Origin of the sequence: Moorena sp. SIO4G3 (genome assembly GCF_010692305.1) — a bacterium.
In the GTDB taxonomy this organism is placed as follows: domain Bacteria; phylum Cyanobacteriota; class Cyanobacteriia; order Cyanobacteriales; family Coleofasciculaceae; genus Moorena; species Moorena producens_A.
The window spans coordinates 1-18,729 of record NZ_JAAHIG010000165.1 but is presented as its reverse complement, the minus strand read 5'-3'; the positions used below and the strand labels follow the sequence as shown (position 1 = coordinate 18,729).

The following is an 18,729-nucleotide window of genomic DNA, read 5'->3' as shown; positions in this document are numbered from 1 at the left end:
AGTAGAGATGTAGGGTGGGCAGTGCTTACCTTCGAGAGAGATGGTCAGGTTTTAAATTGCTATGAAGCACTGCCCACCATAGGATTAATTTTATCTAGTTTTTAATTAAGTTGCTGTCGGTGGGCAGAGATGTAGAGATGTAGTAGAGATGTAGGGTGGGCAGTGCTTACCTGGCGAGATGGTCAGGTTTTAAATTGCTATGAAGCACTGCCCACCAAATGATTAATTTTATCTAGTTTTTAATTAATTTCTGTCGGTGGGCAGAGATGTAGAGATGTAGTAGAGATGTAGGGTGGGCAGTGCTTACCTTCAAGATGGTCAGGTTTTAAATTGCTATGAAGCACTGCCCACCAAATGATTAATTTTATCTAGTTTTTAATTAAGTTGCTGTCGGTGGGCAGTGCCGATTAAACCTATCCCAAGCTGGGAAATTTCTCGGAAGCACTGCCCACCCTACGATTGATATTATTTATTTTTAATTACTGGTCTGGTATTGACCAGCAGCGCGATCGCATCATCATGATATGGCGTAGATATGGCGTAGGGTGGGCAGTGCTTACCTTCAAGAGAGATGGTCAGGTTTTAAATTGCTATGAAGCACTGCCCACCATAGGATTAATTTTATCTAGTTTTTAATTAATTTCTGTCGGTGGGCAGAGATGTAGAGATGTAGTAGAGATGTAGGGTGGGCAGTGCTTACCTTCGAGAGAGATGGTCAGGTTTTAAATTGCTATGAAGCACTGCCCACCATAGGATTAATTTTATCTAGTTTTTAATTAATTTCTGTCGGTGGGCAGAGATGTAGAGATGTAGTAGAGATGTAGGGTGGGCAGTGCTTACCTTCGAGAGAGATGGTCAGGTTTTAAATTGCTATGAAGCACTGCCCACCATAGGATTAATTTTATCTAGTTTTTAATTAATTTCTGTCGGTGGGCAGAGATGTAGAGATGTAGTAGAGATGTAGGGTGGGCAGTGCTTACCTTCGAGAGAGATGGTCAGGTTTTAAATTGCTATGAAGCACTGCCCACCATAGGATTAATTTTATCTAGTTTTTAATTAATTTCTGTCGGTGGGCAGAGATGTAGAGATGTAGTAGAGATGTAGGGTGGGCAGTGCTTACCTTCGAGAGAGATGGTCAGGTTTTAAATTGCTATGAAGCACTGCCCACCATAGGATTAATTTTATCTAGTTTTTAATTAAGTTGCTGTCGGTGGGCAGTGCCGATTAAAGCTATCCCAAGCTTGGCAATTTCTCGGAAGCACTGCCCACCCTACGATTCATTTGATTAATTTGATTAATTTGCTGTCGGTGGGCAGTGCCGATTAAAGCTATCCCAAGCTTGGCAATTTCTCGGAAGCACTGCCCACCCTACGATTCATTTGATTAATTTGATTAATTTGCTGTTGGTGGGCAGTGCCGATTAAATCTACCTTACGCTTTGTAATTTCTCGGAAGCACTGCCCACCCTACGATTCATTTGATTAATTTGATTAATTTGCTGTTGGTGGGCAGTGCCGATTAAAGCTACCTTACGCTTTGTAATTTCTCGGAAGCACTGCCCACCCTACGATTCATTTGATTAATTTGATTAATTTGCTGTTGGTGGGCAGTGCCGATTAAAGCTACCTTACGCTTTGTAATTTCTCGGAAGCACTGCCCACCTGAGGATTCTTTTAATTAAGTTCCTGTTGGTGGGCAGTGCCGATTAAAGCTATCCCAAGCTTGGCAATTTCTCGGAAGCACTGCCCACCCTACGATTCATTTGATTAATTTAATTAATTTGCTGTCGGTGGGCAGTGCCTATCAAAGCTATCCCAAGCTTGATAATTTCTCGGAAGCACTGCCCACCCTAGGATTCATTTTATTTATTTCCTGTTGGTGGGCAGTGCCGATTAAAGCTATCCCAAGCTTGGCAATTTCTCGGAAGCACTGCCCACCCTACGATTTATTTTCTAAAAAATGTAGAGAAATAAACACTAGTTTATCTTCCAAAACTATCCACAATTCTCACCCTACCCACGGTCTCCATTATCTCCATATTTCGTAATAAAAAAAATTTTCTAAACCCCTTGACAATTTAATGAATTTATTGATATATTAATAGTGTCAACAAAATTAATGAATAATTGGTCATGACGAAAAATCTTCCACCCAACTCCGATGAAAATCAAAACCCAGAAAACCCTGGTCGTAAACCTAAGAAAGTCAAGCACATCTTGATTGGTTCTCCTGAACAAGTTCGACATACTATTTATGCCATTTATGGTCTTAAATACGCCTATCCCGACGAGGGTCGCACTCCTGAACCTACCGAAAACCCTGGTGAGGTTATGAGCACCTTGATTCGATATTTATATGTAGACTAGGATAGGGTTTTGCCAGCGATGCAGCGCGGTCTTGGGGGTTTCCACGGGGCTTACAAGGTGCGGACGCAGGTTCCGCACACAGACCCAAAACCATGAGCGACTGCATCAAGACAGGGTTTGACGCCCTGGCGACCAGGAATTGTGGAGGTTATTTTTAAGCATTCAGCCAATGGTCAATGGCTGACCACTGACCACTGACCACTGACGAATGTATTAGTTGATCAGTCGTTATTCACATTTGAATGCAGTTAAGCTGTAGTTGTTGACGTTTACACAATAGAAATCGGTCAAGGATTGGGGTTAACCAAAACTTGACCGATATTTTTTTTTCTTAATATGCTGTATTTTGATGGGACACTAGACGTAAATCCTAATATTGCTAATATTAGTGAAGAGATTGTTTCTCAGCCTTTTCAAAATCAGAATTTGTATCTGAAAGCGGGGATTCATTTACATTGGGCTTTACCAGATGCTTTAACCAAAGGAATTTAGGTTAGTGATAACAATAACGAAACTCAAACGGTTTTTCCCCCAGTTCCTAATCGTTGGTTAGTGACGCGCAGTAACAAGGATAAGCAGATTGAAAAGCAATGGGTGATAGAGAGTGATTATCTCTATGCTGAAGGGTAAGGAAGTCAGGTGGGTAGTATTGCCTATCCCAACAAATTGGGTCAGCGTAGCTCAGAATTTATCAATCCGTCGCAGGGCACCAAGCTAGAATAGAATCGGAAAATCTTTACTGCCTAACGCATCCTACCAACTGAACTACAGGATCAAATATAGCACTACACATTAAGGTGTTTGACATGGATACAAGCTCAAAAGCTGTTGTAGTCAACTTTAGCATGCATGCCTTTTGCCTAAAGCCCTTGCGCGTAGCGCTATACTGAGCGGAGTTTGCAAGATACACCTATCCTAAAGAGTAATGGCAACTGAACAACGATCGCAGCATCAGGAACATTAATATGGTGATTCAAACAGAAAAACGGTACTACACGCCTGAAGAATACTTGACATTAGAGGAGGAAGCGATAGATAAACATGAATATCGAGATGGAGAAATCATCCTCATGACAGGAGGAACGACAAATCACAATCAAATTGCGCTCAATTTCTGTCGCAAATTTCCTTTGACAATTAAGGAGCAAGAATATTATATCTATATCAATGATGTCCGCTTGTGCATAGCGCAATATCGCCTCTATACCTATCCTGACGTAATGGTAATTAAAGGAAAACCAATCTATGAAGGAATGGGTAAGACAAACGTAACCAATCCTTCAATCATTGTGGAAGTCCTTTCTAAATCGACGCGGGATTACGACTGGACGGATAAATTCATATATTATCGTTCTATCCCTGAATTTCAGGAATATATTTTAATCGATCAATATCGTTTTTATGTGGCTCAATATTTTAAGCAAGAGGATGGGCAATGGCTTTTCAATGATTATCAAGGGGGAGAAGCAGTTTTAAAGTTGGCTTCAGCTGATTTTGAAATTTCGTTTCAAAATTTGTATGAAAGAGTAGATTTTGAGTTGGATGAAGAGTGAATGGGGAATGGGGAATGGGGAATGGGGAATGGGCAATGGGCAATGGGGAATAGGCAATGGGGAATGGGGAATGGGCAATGGGCAATGGGCATTGCCCAGAAATATTGATTTTTTGGGAAGATTAGCAAAAAGCGAGGCTTTTTATGGTTCAATTATTACAACAACTAATAACCTTTGATGAATTTATTGAATGGCTGCCAGAAAATAGGCGCTATGAATTACATGAAGGAATGATCGTCGAAATGCAACCCACAGGACAACATGAAGATATTGCTGGATTTCTCACCCAAGAATTAACCTTAGAATACACAAGGATGAATTTGCCCTATCGTATTCCGCCCAAAGCATTAGTCAAACTAAAGGATAAAGAAACTGGCTATAATCCTGATTTATTACTTATCGATCGCCAAAATATCATCAATGAGCCATTGTGGGAAAAAAAATCAACCCTGATTCATGGAGAATCCATTCCTTTAGTGATTGAAGTTGTCAGCACTAATTGGCGTGACGATTATGGTTACAAGCTAATGGATTACGAGGCGATCGGTATTGTTGAATATTGGATTGTCGATTATTTAGGAATAGGAGGAGTCCGTTTTATTGGGCAGCCAAAACACCCCACTCTCTCCATTTATCAGCTTGTGGATGGAGAGTATCAAGTCCAACAGTTTAGAGGAAAAGACCGAATCAATAAATCAACAACTTTTCCTGAATTAAATTTGACTGCTGAACAAATTTTTAATGCTCAACGGTGAGTATTTATGGTATAATATTAACAGGATTGAGATGTATTAATGGGGAATGGGCAATGGGGAATGGGGAATGGGGAATGGGGAATAGGCAATGGAAGGGAAAAATGTCTGAAGTAAATGACTTTAAAGACTTACGAATTTGGCAAAAAGGCATGGAAATAGCTAAGCAGTGCTATTTCCTCACTAAACAATTTCCTAAAGACGAGTTATACGGTATGGTTCAACAAATCAGAAAATCGGCTTCATCTATTCCTGCCAATATTGCTGAAGGGTATGGACGAATATCATCAGGAGAATACAAGCGTTTTTTAAGCATTGCACAAGGTTCAATTAATGAACTACAAACCCATCTTTTGCTCGCTGAGGCTGTAGGCTTATTTGAAAAAAGTGATATAGTATCTTTGATACAAGAGCTTCAATCGGAAACTCGAATGATTATTAATCTTATGAAGAAACTAAATTAGGAAATTACCATTCCCCATTCCCCATTACCTATTCCCCATTCCCCATTCCCCATTCCCCTAGCTTTACCTCAACTAATGACTTATATGATGGCAAATCCTAATCCTGAACGTCCTGTCTATGGTATGATTGGTAGCGGGGATGAGTTTTTGTTTGTTAAAATGCTGACGGGCGGTGTTCCCCAATATGATTTATCTAATCTTTTTTATCTGCTGCTACCTCGTAGGAATCAGTTATATGATGTCTTGCGTATTCTGAAGCAAATTGCTAAAATTATGGGTGCAAATATTGGGGTAATGAGTGATGTAAATTGAAGAGCGATCGCCTCCAAAACAGCTCTATATTCAATCTCGTAGGGTGCGTTAGACGGGAAAATAGTCAGCTTAGATCAGAATTTATCAATCCGTTCAGGGAACGGGAGAAGTGTTTTAGCCTTCAATGGTCGTATTGTTGCGAAAGCTCAGATGCACCCGAAAAAACCAGCAAGAATGGACGAACCAAGACTACGAGCATACCTGAAGCTGATCGAGCAAGTGCTAACTTGTTCCAGCGGTGAAGAATTCAAAATTCTTGAGAGCAACCGTGAGTTAGTGGATTCAGAGTTATTGCAGGTAATGGCACAAGTAGCAGAACAACTGACAGCAGAGGGCAAGCAAAACAGCGCTGAGGTTTTACTGGGTCTGAGGAGTGAGCTTTTAGACATGCTGGGAATCTCAGAAACCCCTACCTCAGCTAGTCCCTCATCCCAAGACTATCTGAAATTTTTGACAGAGGTATTGCTGGCAACTGACAACAGCGATAGCGACCCGAAAGTGATCTACCCACTCCTGGGAGCCAACCTAGACAAACTGGATGATAACTTTATCGATATCCTGGAAACCTGGGCAAGTGCTAAACTCTCGGAAGCCGAAGCAGAATACATCGCTAGAGTTATTTGGGAATTCAGCCACCTGATCCAGCAGTTTCCTCTAGGCAATAAAGCCAATAACATGGAAATCGCCATTGCTGGTTACAAACAGGTGCTAAAGGTCTTTACCCGTGAGAGTAAGCGGGAAAGTTGGGCAGCGATTCAAACCAACCTGGGGCAAGCCTACAGAACCAGAATCCGTGGGGAGAGGGCATTGAATCTAGAACTTGCCATTACCCAATACCAACGAGCATTGTCGGTTTACACCAAATCAGATTTCCCTATCTATTGGGCAATGACTCAAATCAACCTGGGGGAAGCCTACAGAAACAGAATCCGCCACCCCAGGGCTGAGAATCTGGAAAAAGCGATTGCCCGATACCTACTAGCCTTGTCAGTTTACACTCAATCAGACTTCCCCTACTATTGGGCAGATATTCAAACCAACCTGGCTCAAGCCTACAGTGAGAGAATGCTTGGGGGCAGGGCTTATAATCTCGAACTTACCATTGACGCATACCAACTCGCTTTGGAAGTTTACACCAAAGAAGACTTCCCGATCGAGTGGGCACAGACTCAAACCAACCTGGGCAATGCTTACAGTGACAGAATCTGTGGCGACAGGGCTGAGAATTTAGAATTTGCCATTGAAGAATACCAACTAGCTTTAGAAGTTTACACCCAAGAAGACTTCCCCATCGAATGGGCACAGACTCAAACCAACCTAGGCATTGCTTACAGAAACAGAATCCGTGGGGACAGGGCTAAAAATCTAGAACTTGCTATTGAAGCATTCCAACAAGCTTCGTCCGTTCGCACGAAACCAGACTTACCCATGGCTTGGACAATGACTCAAAACAACCCTCAAAACAACCTTGGTCTGCCTATAGTCACAGAATCCGTGGTGATAGGCAAGAGAATCTGAAAAAAGCGATACAGTTGTTTGACTCAGCAGTGGTGCGTTACGGGTAGCAACCTAACCCTGACTAAGAGACGAAACATGAAGGCTCCCCTAACGCACCCTACCCAGTTGTTTGACTCAGCAGTGGTGCGTTACGGGTAGCAACCTAACCCTGACTACGAGGCGAAACATGAATGCCCCCCTAACGCACCCTACCCAACTGTTTGACACGGTGGTGCGTTACGGGGCGGGCTATCCAAACCCTGACTAAGAGACGAAACATGAATGCTCCCCTAACGCACCCTACCCAACTTTATTACTGGTCGGGGTGTCGGGTGGGTCCGAATTCCCCATTCCCCATTCCCCATTCCCGATTCCCTACTCCCTATTTCTTTTTAAGAGAAATTAGTGATGGGACAAAAGCGGGTAGTCGTAGATGAATTATCTTGGCTTGATTAAATAAGCCATCTTTGATTAGGTGAGGAAGAGGCTGAGGTCTGACATTGTAAATCTTGTTGTCTATAACTTTAACTTTACCTCCTTCTTGCTCGAAGAAACCGGATTGTAATAATTGGTTAAAATAGTACTGGTCACCAAAATGTCCTGCTCTCATAGTTGAGTCATTTTGTTTTGATACCAGAGTAATCCAGCCATCTATCATTTTAGTAATAAATTGGCATTTTTTAAAGGCGAATACTCCTGTATTCATGGTGTTATGAGATTCATAGCCAAGATATTTATAAGGTGGCTTACTATAGTCGATATGAGGGGTTTTTGCTATACATAAATCACAGTCATCTAGGAAGGAAAATATATCGGAAATATCCCCAACGACCAAGGTGTCTGTATCAAGAAATAGAGTTTTTTGATAAGGGCTCTTTTTCAAGATATCTACTTTGAGCTTATGAGGATTTTTTTTATCATTTAAGGGATAGACTGTACAACCATCTAACTCTCCCATGGGGCAATCGGTAAATAGGGAGATCGGGATAGTAGGATTGGATTTTTTAAAAAACTTATAAGCGTTAATAAATTCTTGTTTAAATTTTTCACCAATGGCTAAATAAATGACACCACAGTCGTGGCTTGTGTCATTCTTTTGACTAGGGTTTCCCTGGAAACCTTTACTATGATCTTTATACAGACCTTCTAATAAAGCTTCGCCAAAATTATCTTCTGACCACTGGAAGTTAGGGTTAAGGGACAGCCCTAAGCGATACTCAGCTACTGCTTCAGCGGCCATGCCTTTTCGAGCTAGGGCTTTGGCTAAGGTAATATGATACTGATGGTGATCTCGGTTGAGGTCAATAGCCTTACGGTAAAATGCGATCGCAGATTCCAGATGACCTTGTTTCTCCAATACTTCCCCCAAGTTGTGATGAGAGGAAGATATGGTGGGGTTAAGCCCAATCCCACGACGGTAAGCGATGATAGCTTGATCAAGCTGACTATTTGCTGTGTAAGCTTCCCCTAATTTATGCTGGAAGCCACAGAAGTATTGTGCTTTCTCTGGTACTGCCAGTACATCAATTCTCTCAGTGTTGAGGCTGGTCTTTGGTTGTATTGGTTGTAACTCGTAATCATGTCGCTTCAGAAAATCGTAAATCTCTTGTCGATTCCCGAGGGTTCGTTTAAATACTTTCTCGTTAATCTCAATCACCATCCGAGGTTGATGTTTATAGATAGTCTCTTCCGCTCCTTTGAGGGCTTTTAACTCCCAACCTTCTACATCAAACTTGATAAAGTCTAGCTGGGTAAACTCAAAGGAATCTAATGGAACAGCTCGAATAGTTTGTGAGTTCTCTGAATAGGAGCAAAAACTCTCTCCTGTATTCGGTCGAATCACAAAATTCAGGGTTTCTTCTTGGTCTGAAAGAGCATAGTTATAGGATTCTGCCCCTGGTACATTTAAGGTCAGACATTCATAAGCTTCTGGGAGGGGTTCAAATCCTAACACTCGACCAGTTATCCCAACTTTATTCAAGTAAGCAATGGTGTGGTCGCCAATGTTGGCACCAACATCGATGGCAACACCACCCCTTGGTATATGGGGTAAAATCTCCTTCAGCAGTGATTGATCGTGATCTAAGCGTCCTAGTTTTGGGATTAATTGAGTCCTATAGGTATCATTTTCAATTAATGCAATACCATTCCAAAATTTGATTGCCATAGTTAGGTTTTAAAGGGAATAGGGAATAGGGAGTAGGGAGTAGGGAGTAGGGAGTAGGGAGTAGGGAAAAGGGAGCAGGGAGTAGGGAAAAAATCCTGGGCTCTTCTAGAGTAGTTTATGATATAGCGTTTTTATCTGGGTTGTAAACACACTTCTTGCCTTCAAACTTTAGCATGTATGCCTCTTGCCTCTTACCTTCAAACTCTTGCCTCTTGCCTCTTGCCTCTTGCCTCTTGCCTCTTGCCTCTTGCCTCTTGCCTCTTGCCTGTTCCCTATTCCCGTTTTCCCATTCCCTATTCCCTATTCCCTATAATCCTCAAGAGACTTCTCTCATTTTAAGCCAAAAGGAAGCTCCTCCTTTATTAACACCAGTCATTTCAGGTAATTCCCAAAGGGGTGACATTAGAGCTTTTAAGTAGGGATCGTAAGCGATGAAAGCGTTTGGCAAAATAATATCAAATTTACTGCCTTCTGCCAAAATGTAGGCGGCTAATACATACTGTTCAGAGTAATGGCGCTTGTCCCATTTTTGAGGATAATCATAGGGTAAAAATATATCATGAAACTCCACAAGGATACCTGGCTTTAATTTGTATAAAACATCTAAAAACATTACTGTTGCATCGGAATTCATGAATACTCTATGGGAATTATCGACAAATAATATATCCCCAGATTCCAGTTGATCAAAAATAGCAATATCGACAGTTTCGACGGGCTTTCTAATCACTTCATCACAGATTAAATCAACTTCTGCTCTCGGTTGAGGATCGATAGATATAATCTTAGTGTTTAGCCCACCATCTTTTATCGCTCGCCTAGCGAATTTTGTAGAGTTACCTGACCCAACTTCCAAATAGAGTTTAGGCTTATTCAAACGAATAAGACTATAAAGGGAGACCGCATCAAGACCAGGGAGCCAAGGATTGAATAGTGATGGCTCGGGGGAGTGCTCTTTTATGGCTTTATTGGCAAATTTTCCCAGGGTTTCCTGGTATTGCAAAAAGCTATTGAGATAGGTTTTGTAAGTCTCTCTCCCTCGATTAATTATTTCATAAAGTTTGGGATGAGGAGGCTTCCCATACCCATATCTCGATTTTTGATTTATGGGATAATCGAAATAGAGGAACGTGCCGTTATAGGATTTTTCAGTTTTCATTTTTAATAGCAGTTATCAATTTAGTGAGGTACTTTCTTCTTGGGGAGTCGGGAATCGGGAATCGGGAGTCGGGAATCGGGAATCGGGAGTCGGGAATCGGGAGTCGGGAATCGGGAATCGGGAGTCGGGAATCGGGAGTCGGGAATCGGGAGTCGGGAATCGGGAGTCGGGAGTCGGGAGTCGGAGTAGGGTAGGTTGTTCGCGTAGCGTGGCCATTCGCGTAGCGTGGCCAATAGGCCAAGGCCAAAGGCCAAGGTTGCCTCTTGCCTCTTGCCTCTTGCCTCTTGCCTCTTGCCTCTTGCCTCTTGCCTCTTGCCTCTTGCCTGTTCCCTATTCCCTATTCCCTACTCCCTACTCCCTACTCCCTACTCCCTAGTTTCCCTTGTTTCTCCAAAACACTGGTCAACTGAGCGTTTACTTCATAATTTTCGGGTTGGATCTGGAGGGCAATTTGGTAGAAAATGATGGCTTGGTCTAACTGATTTTGTTTAACAAATGTATTGCCTAACTGTAGATAGAGTTCAGGATCGTTGGATTGTATCCCTAATGCTTTGTGATAATTATCGAGATTATCTGGATTAGTCCGAATGGCTCGACGATAACAGCTCATTGCTTGATCTAAATCGACCTGGACTCTTTCTCGAAGCACATTTCCTAATTTTTCGTGTATCTCGGGGTCATCTGGCTTTAACTGTATAGAGCGGCGGTAGGACGCTACCGCCTCATCGGACTTTCCCAATTTAACCAATACACCTGCTAAACTACTGTGTAACTGAGGATGGCCTGGATTTAATTTAATAGCATCGCCATAGGCGGTAAGGGATTCATCCCAACGCTGGAGTTTGCTGAGGGCGTTTCCTAAGTTTTGGTAAAATTCAAAGTACTGGTTGGGGCATAGGGCTATGGCTTGGTTTAAGGCTGCTACTGCTTCGTCTAATTTGCCGTATTCGGTTAAGGCTAGCCCTAAATTATGGTGAGACCAGGGATTGTAAGGATTTAGTTCTATGGCTCGCTGGTAAGCTGTTGCTGCTTCATCCCAAGTCTGTTGGGTTAAGAGTAAATCCCCTAACCAATGGTAAGATTCACAACAGTTGGGATTGATATCGAGAGCATAGCGATAGGCTGCGATCGCTTCTGCTATTTTCCCTTGTTCTCGCAAACTATCTGCCCATTGGTGAGCGGCTAGCCAAGGGTCTTCTGATGGGGGTTCATAGTCTGGTTCTTGCCACTGTCCCAATGCTTCCAATGCTTTGCGCAAGGGGTAGTATAAATCAGGATTTTCTGGGCTGAGGTCAATGGCACGACCATAAGCGGTAACTGCTTCCTCCCAGTGCTGGAGTTGGGTGAGAGCTTCCCCTAATTTTTGGTAAAACTCAAAGTACTGATTGGGGGATAGGGCTATGGCTTGTTGATAAGCGGCTACGGCTTCTTCTAGCTTCCCTTGTTGGGCTAAGGCTAAGCCTAAATTATTGTGAGTCCAAGGATTGTAGGGATTGAGTTCTATGGCGGATTGGTAAGCGGCTGCTGCTTCATGCCAATTCTTGTTTTCTCGATATAAATCCCCTAGCCAATGGTGAGACTCAAAGCGGTCGGGATTGGTTTCAATCGCATCGCGATAGGCTGCGATCGCTAAATCCAATTGTTTGGTTTCTCGCAGAGCATCGGCTAAGCTCTCTTTAACCCCATTGATGCTGGGGTTAATGGCTATAGCGCTACGGTAAGCGGTAATGGCTTCATACCATCGAGTTTGTAAGCTCAGACTATCCCCGAGATTTTGGTAAACCCAAGCTGGCTGCTGTTGATTAAGTGCGATCGCATTTTGGTAAGAGGCGATGGCATCGTCTAAATTTCCCTGTTGCTGCTGACATTGTGCCAAGTTAGGATATACTGTTCTATGATTTTCCGGGTCACACTGGCTTGCTTCCTGGTAAGCGGAAACCGCTTCATCAAATCGATTAGTCTGTCTCAGAGCATCCCCAAGATTTTTGTAGATCCAAAACGGATGGCTAGGATTGAGTGCGATCGCATTTTGGTAGGATGCGATCGCCTCGTTTAAATTGCCCTGTCGTGCTTGAGCTTGTCCTAGATTGTGATAAAAATCGGGATGGTCTGGCTCAAACTGCATCGCCTCCTGGTAAGCCACCATCGCCTGATCCAGTTTTCCTTGAGCCGTCAGAGCATCCCCGAGATGTTTGTATACCCAAAACGACTGTTGAGGATTGAGGGCAATTGATTTTTGGTAGCTTGCGATCGCGCCTTCTAAATCCCCCTGCTGAGCCTGAGATTGTCCCAAGAGGTGATAAATTCCTGGATTATCTGGCTGTAACTCAATTGCTTCCTGGTATGCTGCAATTGCTTCACTCTGTTGTCCTTGCTGTCTCAATTGGTTCCCAATACTTACAGAAGTCTCAACCATAGCTAGTTCTATTTGGGGCGGCATCCTAATAGTGTTTTTAAAAACTGTGATTGAACGATGGTTAAAAAATTGTGTTCGCTCTAGCAGTTTCTGTTCGAATTGATGATGGTATCTTAAGGATTTAACTAAAACTTGGTTATAGCTAATCGCTGATACCTTACCGATTCGATTTTATTATCTAAAATAGCGTTTGCATTTGAGATGTAAACCTTTTATGTCTTTTTTTCTTGGACAATAAAACTGAGGATCGCTTTCCCCTGTTGCCTTTTGGCTCTTTCCTTGTGCCTTTTTCGGCAATACGTGTGTTTACAACTCAGATACAAACTCTATAACAATACCATCAATATCAAGGATTAGCAATCAGCATAATGGCCCAACCGTTGTATATCAAGCCCGAGATTCGACCAAACCTAGGCATCAGCATTTTCACGGTGCCTAAGGCTTTTCTAGGTAACATTGGTATCATCCAGCACAACGCCATTACCAGCTGGACCTTGCTCAAACCCAAGCCAGAAATTATTTTATTTGGTGATGAAATTGGTACAGCTGCCATTGCTCAGGAGTTAGGACTGAATCATGTTGCTGATATCGAGTGCAATAGCTATGGTACTCCTCTACTGGATAGTGTGTTTGCCCAAGTCCAGGAACAAGCAACTCACGATATCATCACTTATATCAACGCTGATATTATTCTACTGAAGGATTTTACCCAAGCCATTCAACAAGTCTGCCAACACTTAGAGACATTTTTAATCACTGGACGACGCTGGAATCTTGACCTGTCCAAGCCCATAGAATTTCAGTCTCCCACCTGGGAAGACACCCTGTGTCAACAGGTCAATCAGACCGGTTGTTTAGGGGCTGATGATGCTAAGGATTACTTTATCTTTCCTAAAAATTTATTCCCTACTATCCCTAAGTTTGCGGTAGGACGGGGATATTGGGATACCTGGATGGTAACTACTGCGGCTATGAGGGGTTATCCCATCGTCGATGCCAGCGAAGTGGTGATGGCAGTGCATCAAAATCATAGCTACGGTCATCTGATGGGGGGCAAAAATGAGGCCCATATGGGCAAGGAAGCGCAACAGAATAAAACCATTGGCAATGTGCAAGGACAAGGCACGATTGCTGACAGCACCTGGCAGCTAAAACCCTGGCATGATCAGGATTCACCACGAGTTAGTGTGATTATTATTGTTCAGGACTTACGCATTTGCCCCCTAAATCCCCCAATTCTGGGGGACTTTGACATCATTCCCCCCAGAATTGGGGGGCTAGGGGGGCAAAATCAACTTAACCGCCTAAGTCCTGTTGTTAATAGTACTAGCGCTAGAGTTAACCGAGCAGTGGAGAGTGTGCTCGCTCAAAACTATTCCGACTATGAAATTATTGTGGTGGATGGGGCTGGTAATAAGGGAGTAGGGAGTAGGGAGGGATCCCCCCTAGCCCCCCTTAATAAGGGGGGAATTGTTATTAAAGGGGGTTATCTAGCGGGATGGGATGAGGGAACAGGGAATAGGGAACAAGGAACAGGGAGTAGGGAGCAGGGATCCCCCCTAACCCCCCTTAATAAGGGGGTAACAGGAAGTAGGAACCTTAACAAGGGGGGAATTGTTATTAAAGGGGGATGCGTTCGCGTAGCGTGGCCTACGGCCAATCGCAAATGGGGGGCGTTGTGCGATCGCGGTCTTGAGATGGCCCAAGGAGAATTTGTGATCTTTCTAGATAGTGACAGTGTTTTACTACCAGATGCCCTAGAGAAGCAAGTAGCAGCATTTGATCGGGAATCCTCTACCTTGGATTTACTATTGAGTGGCTGGCAACTGGTTGAGGGAGAAAAAATAACCCAGGTGACGCCATGGCAAGACTTACCGGATTTAGAAGACTTACACATCTGGAAGTTAGAGAAACTGTGGCAACCGTTGCGTCAAAGTAATAGTATGTTTCGTCGCAGTCGCTTAGACCTAGTAGGAGGCTTCAATACTAAGTTAAATCAAGACGCTGCGATGGTAGAAGTAATATTAAATTTAGTATTTTTGAGAGGAAGCCGAGCCCTGTGGTTGCCAGAAGCAACCTGTCACTATTTTGGACAAAGTAATACTATTCCGGAACAGTCTAGTCCAGTTGCTGAAGATATTAAAGAGGTGATTGATAGTATCTTTAAGCAACCAACAGTAAAGGGATGGATGCAAAAATTAAAAGCTAGAGCTTATCGATTTGAACAGGGAACAGGGAGTAGGGAGTAGGGAGTAGGGAATCGGGAATCGGGAATCGGGAATCAGGAGTAACAAAAAATATTCAACCTTTAACAACCTTATTGAAAAAGCAATGCAGCGCGCACTTCTTGATGCAGTCGCTCATGGGGGGAACCCCCAAGACCGCGCTGCATCGCTGCATCGCTTTTTCAGTTGCTTCCTTGGGGAGAATTCCAGAGCGAAACCTAGGTTAGTTCACTGCTGAGAATTGCCTCCAGACTCAACAACTTATTATTCGCAAGTCACTGGAAAAGTGTAATTGTCGCCGAATTTACTATCGTAACAAATATTGCCATAGTCGTCGATGCCACTGAACCAGATCTGGATCTCTTCACTACCATAAAAGCACTTAGGGGTAGTAAACGATCCAACCTTGACGAAATCAACTGCAGGGGAGTCAAGGGATCCAAGGTCGAATTTAGTAACATCCCCGCTGTTATCAGACATGACGTAGCCTGTTACAGTAGTTGAATCATCAAACTTAGGACAACTTCGATTTGCAGGCGAAGCTAACCTGAGGGAGTCATAAAAAACATGAACTTCGTGGCCCGGAGAAAATATCGGACCACTTTGTGATTCTATCCATTGTCCGGTCCGGGCGATTGAAAACTGGAGTCCAGGACGAAATTCAACTTCAGCAGCCTGTGCGGAAGGTACCGTAAAAGAAGGCATCCAAGTCAGAGCTATGGCAATAACTAATGCCAATAGCGCATTGCGTAGTTTTTGCATCATTAAATTTTCTTTCCTTATCGTAATGATTTGGTTGCCAAGTAATTAACCGAAAGGTTAAGCACCTCGTAACTATTTTTTCTGTACCCCTACAGAAGTTACTGCCCCAGCTTTTTGCTGCTAGGGGCTCAAGCAACCTCCGGTATATTAGATTAAAGGAAAAACACTTGTCAAGAGGAAAGAAAGGAAATGTTTGATGGGTGGGGAGTGTGGGAATTTTACCGGGAATTTTTGCCAGCGGCCAAAGGGGGTTTCACCCACTGGGGCTTTCCACAAAGACAGTAAAATTTACCCGATAGGGAGTGGGAAAAACCTTAAATAATTTTTAAGAATTAAGAATGTAGAATTTAGAATTTAGAATTTAGAATTTAGAATTAAGAATGTAGAATTTAGAATTTAGAATTTAGAATTTAGAATTAAGAATTTAGAATTTAGAATTTAGAATTTAGAATTTAGAATTTAGAATTTAGAATTTAGAATTTAGAATTTAGAATTTAGAATTTAGAATTTAGAATTTAGAATTTAGAATTTAGAATTTAGAATTTAGAATTCTACATTCGGGAGCATGTCAGTTTTGTTAATCCCTGATTCAGATCCCCCTAAATCCCCCTTAGTAAGGGGGACTTTTGAATCTAATTCCCCCCTTTTTAAGGGGGGTTAGGGGGGATCTATATACATAATTACAAAGGTGACATGCTCCCTCTACATTCTTAATTCTGCCTTCTGACAGACAACCTTAATTCTCATATCCATACTTAATCAAGATAGTTCTAAAACATTCATTAAGCTGACCAATAGTGGCGGGTTGCAACTTTTCCTTATAATCTCCTGGGGTAACTTTACGGATGTGTAATGCGGGATTTTCTTTAGTTGGAAAAATATCGTGTTTTTTAGCTATTTGCTCTATTTTGCTATCCTCAAGCTCTAATTCCAAAAAGCTAATAATATCTGCAACCCACTGACGCTTATGGAAAACGATATCTTCATACCTAAACAGTTTGAATAACTGATCTTCAATCTTGCTGTACCTTTGAATTATTTTGCGAAATATCGGTGCTTGTTGAATCGCATACTGGTCTATATCCATGTCTTGTAGTCGCTGGCGATTTTTTGAAAGGGTATCACCTATCTTACCTGGGGGAATAACATGACTGTTCTTCATGGAAAAATAATGGGATACTACAATATCCCTGGGATCCCGGATTAGTAATATCTTTTTGAAACCACTCAAATCGAAATCATTAAGATAGGCTGGGAGATATCGAGAGCCGTAAAAGCCATATCCAGTTTTGACAAAAAGGTCACATATATCCTTACCAAAGGCACTTTCTTCTACCCCTTGATTAAAGGAAGTCTTGGCAACACTAATCAGTGGTATATTTAGGTTAAAACCGATATCTTCAATAATTTTATCCTGCATTACACTCCCTGATTTGTGGAGCGCGAAGACGAAGAAACTAGGAAGATCACCAGGGGGAGGTACCTCAAGAGAAACTTTCTGATTGTCTCGTGTATATATAATTTTTTCCATTAACCCTCTTTAAAAACTGCTCCCTGCTCCCTACTCCCTACGGTTGCATCTCATACTTGCTGTTTGACTCGGTGGTGCCTTACGGGACGGACTTTTTCAACCCAGGCGTTGAAGCGGAAAATTAGGGCGAGCCCGTCCCTAAGGCACCCTACGCAACTAGCTACTGAAGAATATCCCATTAACCTTCAGCTGCTCCAATGATCACCGATTTCACTAATAGGCTAGCTAATCTCGAATCAATAGATGATAACTGACCCACCCCTGGTGATTCAATCGATAGCACAAATGGAGCGTTTAAGGTTAGGCTGCCAGAGGGAATAATTCCTTCAAACACCCAAGATTTATCGGATTGTTCCTGAACCTCTCCATCAATAGCGTTGCCATTTACCTTAACTACCATATCGCTAATAAACCGTTTCTCCACCGCCATCATTCCTGAAACTCGCACTTGCAACGGCTTGATAGTATTAATACCGTCAATAATCACACTACCTACCTTCTCCATCCAGCGAACTGGTGTGCCATTTAATGTATCAGGTGATAACCAACCGATACCATTGAGATGGTCATCCATGAGGATGGATAATTGATTGCGTTCCCGCAACGGTTCCCAATCGAGTCGCTCTGTAAATGTAATTCTCTCAATCAGTACCCCTAACCCTAAATGACGATTGGACTGATCAACATGATAGGTCTCGGTCTTCAGGGAAAATAAATTGAAGCCTTCAAGTAACGAAATCGGTAGGGTAAATACATTAACTTGATCGATCCCAAAGTGATGCACTGCCACTCGCAATAGTAACTTACCCTGTTGCCAAACTTCAAGGAACTGACCCTGGGAGACGTTACGGCAGGCAATGACTAGCTGACCTTTCCTGGGATTATCGGCAATGATGGCAAACTCTCCCTCTGGCCACAGTAACCACTGGCTGGGGCGAAAAAGACCAATTTCTGGCAAGGGTTGTTCTAATGCTCCAAAACCCTGACGGGTATAACCTTGAATACCAACCCCAGAGATAATACTACTGTTGTTTTTGGGAATGCCGCTTTTAATCCCTAGGGGTTGAGTAAGTTTGGGAGAGCCTACTAAAAATTTACTTGCCCTGGGAATTTGGAGCTGATCGACCCAACCGCTTTGGTCTAAGGCCACCATAAAACTGTGATAGCTCGACTGTAAGGAGAAGTGGTTGGCAATATAAATAGCTGCGGTTTTCCCCAACAGGTCTAATTTGTGGGGGTCATAGTATAATTCTTTGATTACCTTAGCTAAGGCTTCTGGGGTTTTTTGTGTCACTACTCGTCCTGACACTCGATTCAAGATCGCTTCTTTGACACCACCTACTCCATAACCAATGGCTGGTGTACCACAGGCTGCTGCTTCTATAAAGGTTTGACCAAATGCTTCTTGAAGGGATGGCCCAATAAATACATCGGCAGCGCTGTAGTAACATGCTAGAATAGAGGGGTGGTCAATATATCCTGTACTCCAAATATCAAGGTTCTCTGCGATCGCAGAAAACCTTGA

At 42.7% G+C, this 18,729-nt stretch carries 20 protein-coding genes; 13 read left to right on the top strand and 7 right to left on the bottom strand.

The features are described from left to right. Positions 1-459: 459 nt before the first annotated feature. The 10 genes from F6J99_RS25040 to F6J99_RS24995 all read left to right on the top strand — a co-directional run bounded on the left by F6J99_RS25040 (position 460) and on the right by F6J99_RS24995 (position 6,965). On the top strand, positions 460-636 hold the full coding sequence (locus tag F6J99_RS25040) for a hypothetical protein (RefSeq protein ID WP_293116345.1): 177 nt from the start codon (positions 460-462) through the stop codon (positions 634-636). Positions 637-1,762: 1,126 nt separating this feature from the next. Next, the gene (locus F6J99_RS25035; protein WP_293116343.1) at positions 1,763-2,047 is read left to right on the top strand and encodes a hypothetical protein; all 285 of its coding nucleotides are present in this window, start codon (positions 1,763-1,765) and stop codon (positions 2,045-2,047) included. An 85-nt stretch (positions 2,048-2,132) separates the two neighbouring features. After that, positions 2,133-2,366, top strand: a complete 234-nt coding sequence (locus F6J99_RS25030; protein ID WP_293116341.1) for a hypothetical protein — start codon at positions 2,133-2,135, stop codon at positions 2,364-2,366. A gap of 336 nt (positions 2,367-2,702) precedes the next feature. After that, complete coding sequence (locus F6J99_RS25025) at positions 2,703-2,858, top strand: hypothetical protein (protein WP_293116339.1); 156 nt, start codon at positions 2,703-2,705, stop codon at positions 2,856-2,858. 473 nt (positions 2,859-3,331) lie between these two features. Next, a complete protein-coding gene (locus tag F6J99_RS25020) occupies positions 3,332-3,919 on the top strand; it encodes a Uma2 family endonuclease (protein WP_293116337.1) in 588 nt (195 codons plus the stop codon). Further along, positions 3,909-4,097, top strand: a complete 189-nt coding sequence (locus tag F6J99_RS25015; protein ID WP_293116335.1) for a hypothetical protein — start codon at positions 3,909-3,911, stop codon at positions 4,095-4,097. The genes F6J99_RS25020 and F6J99_RS25015 overlap by 11 nt, the downstream gene beginning before the upstream one ends. Then, a complete protein-coding gene (locus F6J99_RS25010) occupies positions 4,063-4,674 on the top strand; it encodes a Uma2 family endonuclease (RefSeq protein ID WP_293116333.1) in 612 nt (203 codons plus the stop codon). The genes F6J99_RS25015 and F6J99_RS25010 overlap by 35 nt, the downstream gene beginning before the upstream one ends. Continuing rightward, the gene (locus tag F6J99_RS25005; protein WP_293116331.1) at positions 4,671-5,135 is read left to right on the top strand and encodes a four helix bundle protein; all 465 of its coding nucleotides are present in this window, start codon (positions 4,671-4,673) and stop codon (positions 5,133-5,135) included. The genes F6J99_RS25010 and F6J99_RS25005 overlap by 4 nt, the downstream gene beginning before the upstream one ends. Before the next feature lie 87 nt (positions 5,136-5,222). Further along, positions 5,223-5,447 (top strand): hypothetical protein, encoded by a 225-nt coding sequence (locus tag F6J99_RS25000; RefSeq protein WP_293116329.1) that lies wholly within the window; start codon positions 5,223-5,225, stop codon positions 5,445-5,447. A 174-nt stretch (positions 5,448-5,621) separates the two neighbouring features. Further along, positions 5,622-6,965 carry a tetratricopeptide repeat protein gene (locus tag F6J99_RS24995; protein ID WP_293116327.1) on the top strand — a complete coding sequence of 448 codons (1,344 nt, stop codon included), beginning with the start codon at positions 5,622-5,624 and terminating at the stop codon, positions 6,963-6,965. Positions 6,966-7,326: 361 nt separating this feature from the next. Here F6J99_RS24995 and F6J99_RS24990 read toward each other — a convergent pair whose 3' ends face one another. Then, positions 7,327-9,111 carry an FkbM family methyltransferase gene (locus tag F6J99_RS24990; RefSeq protein ID WP_293116325.1) on the bottom strand — a complete coding sequence of 595 codons (1,785 nt, stop codon included), beginning with the start codon at positions 9,109-9,111 and terminating at the stop codon, positions 7,327-7,329. A gap of 177 nt (positions 9,112-9,288) precedes the next feature. Between F6J99_RS24990 and F6J99_RS24985 the strand changes: the two genes are divergently transcribed. Continuing rightward, entirely contained in the window at positions 9,289-9,450 is a 162-nt protein-coding gene (locus F6J99_RS24985; protein WP_293116323.1) for a hypothetical protein, read from the top strand. On the opposite strand, the gene F6J99_RS24980 is transcribed toward F6J99_RS24985, so the two are convergent. Together F6J99_RS24980 and F6J99_RS24975 are read right to left on the bottom strand one after the other, a co-directional pair. Then, on the bottom strand, positions 9,428-10,270 hold the full coding sequence (locus F6J99_RS24980; protein WP_293116321.1) for a class I SAM-dependent methyltransferase: 843 nt from the start codon (positions 10,268-10,270) through the stop codon (positions 9,428-9,430). The genes F6J99_RS24985 and F6J99_RS24980 overlap by 23 nt on opposite strands. Before the next feature lie 15 nt (positions 10,271-10,285). After that, the gene (locus F6J99_RS24975; protein WP_293116319.1) at positions 10,286-10,486 is read right to left on the bottom strand and encodes a hypothetical protein; all 201 of its coding nucleotides are present in this window, start codon (positions 10,484-10,486) and stop codon (positions 10,286-10,288) included. Here F6J99_RS24975 and F6J99_RS24970 point away from each other — a divergent pair. Beyond that, entirely contained in the window at positions 10,479-10,646 is a 168-nt protein-coding gene (locus F6J99_RS24970; protein WP_293116317.1) for a hypothetical protein, read from the top strand. The two genes, F6J99_RS24975 and F6J99_RS24970, sit on opposite strands and share 8 nt — an antisense overlap. On the opposite strand, the gene F6J99_RS24965 is transcribed toward F6J99_RS24970, so the two are convergent. Continuing rightward, on the bottom strand, positions 10,629-12,686 hold the full coding sequence (locus F6J99_RS24965) for a tetratricopeptide repeat protein (RefSeq protein WP_293116315.1): 2,058 nt from the start codon (positions 12,684-12,686) through the stop codon (positions 10,629-10,631). The genes F6J99_RS24970 and F6J99_RS24965 overlap by 18 nt on opposite strands. 368 nt (positions 12,687-13,054) lie before the next feature. Between F6J99_RS24965 and F6J99_RS24960 the strand changes: the two genes are divergently transcribed. Continuing rightward, positions 13,055-14,935 carry a glycosyltransferase gene (locus tag F6J99_RS24960; RefSeq protein ID WP_293116313.1) on the top strand — a complete coding sequence of 627 codons (1,881 nt, stop codon included), beginning with the start codon at positions 13,055-13,057 and terminating at the stop codon, positions 14,933-14,935. Positions 14,936-15,175: 240 nt separating this feature from the next. Here the strand turns inward: F6J99_RS24960 and F6J99_RS24955 are convergent, their stop codons facing one another. The 3 genes from F6J99_RS24955 to F6J99_RS24945 form a co-directional block, all read right to left on the bottom strand. Continuing rightward, positions 15,176-15,676, bottom strand: a complete 501-nt coding sequence (locus F6J99_RS24955) for a DUF6209 family protein (RefSeq protein WP_293116311.1) — start codon at positions 15,674-15,676, stop codon at positions 15,176-15,178. A gap of 733 nt (positions 15,677-16,409) precedes the next feature. Next, entirely contained in the window at positions 16,410-17,204 is a 795-nt protein-coding gene (locus tag F6J99_RS24950; RefSeq protein WP_293116309.1) for a sulfotransferase domain-containing protein, read from the bottom strand. A gap of 178 nt (positions 17,205-17,382) precedes the next feature. Continuing rightward, the coding region (locus tag F6J99_RS24945) for a glycosyltransferase (RefSeq protein WP_293116307.1) at positions 17,383-18,729 on the bottom strand (1,347 nt) is incomplete at its 5' end.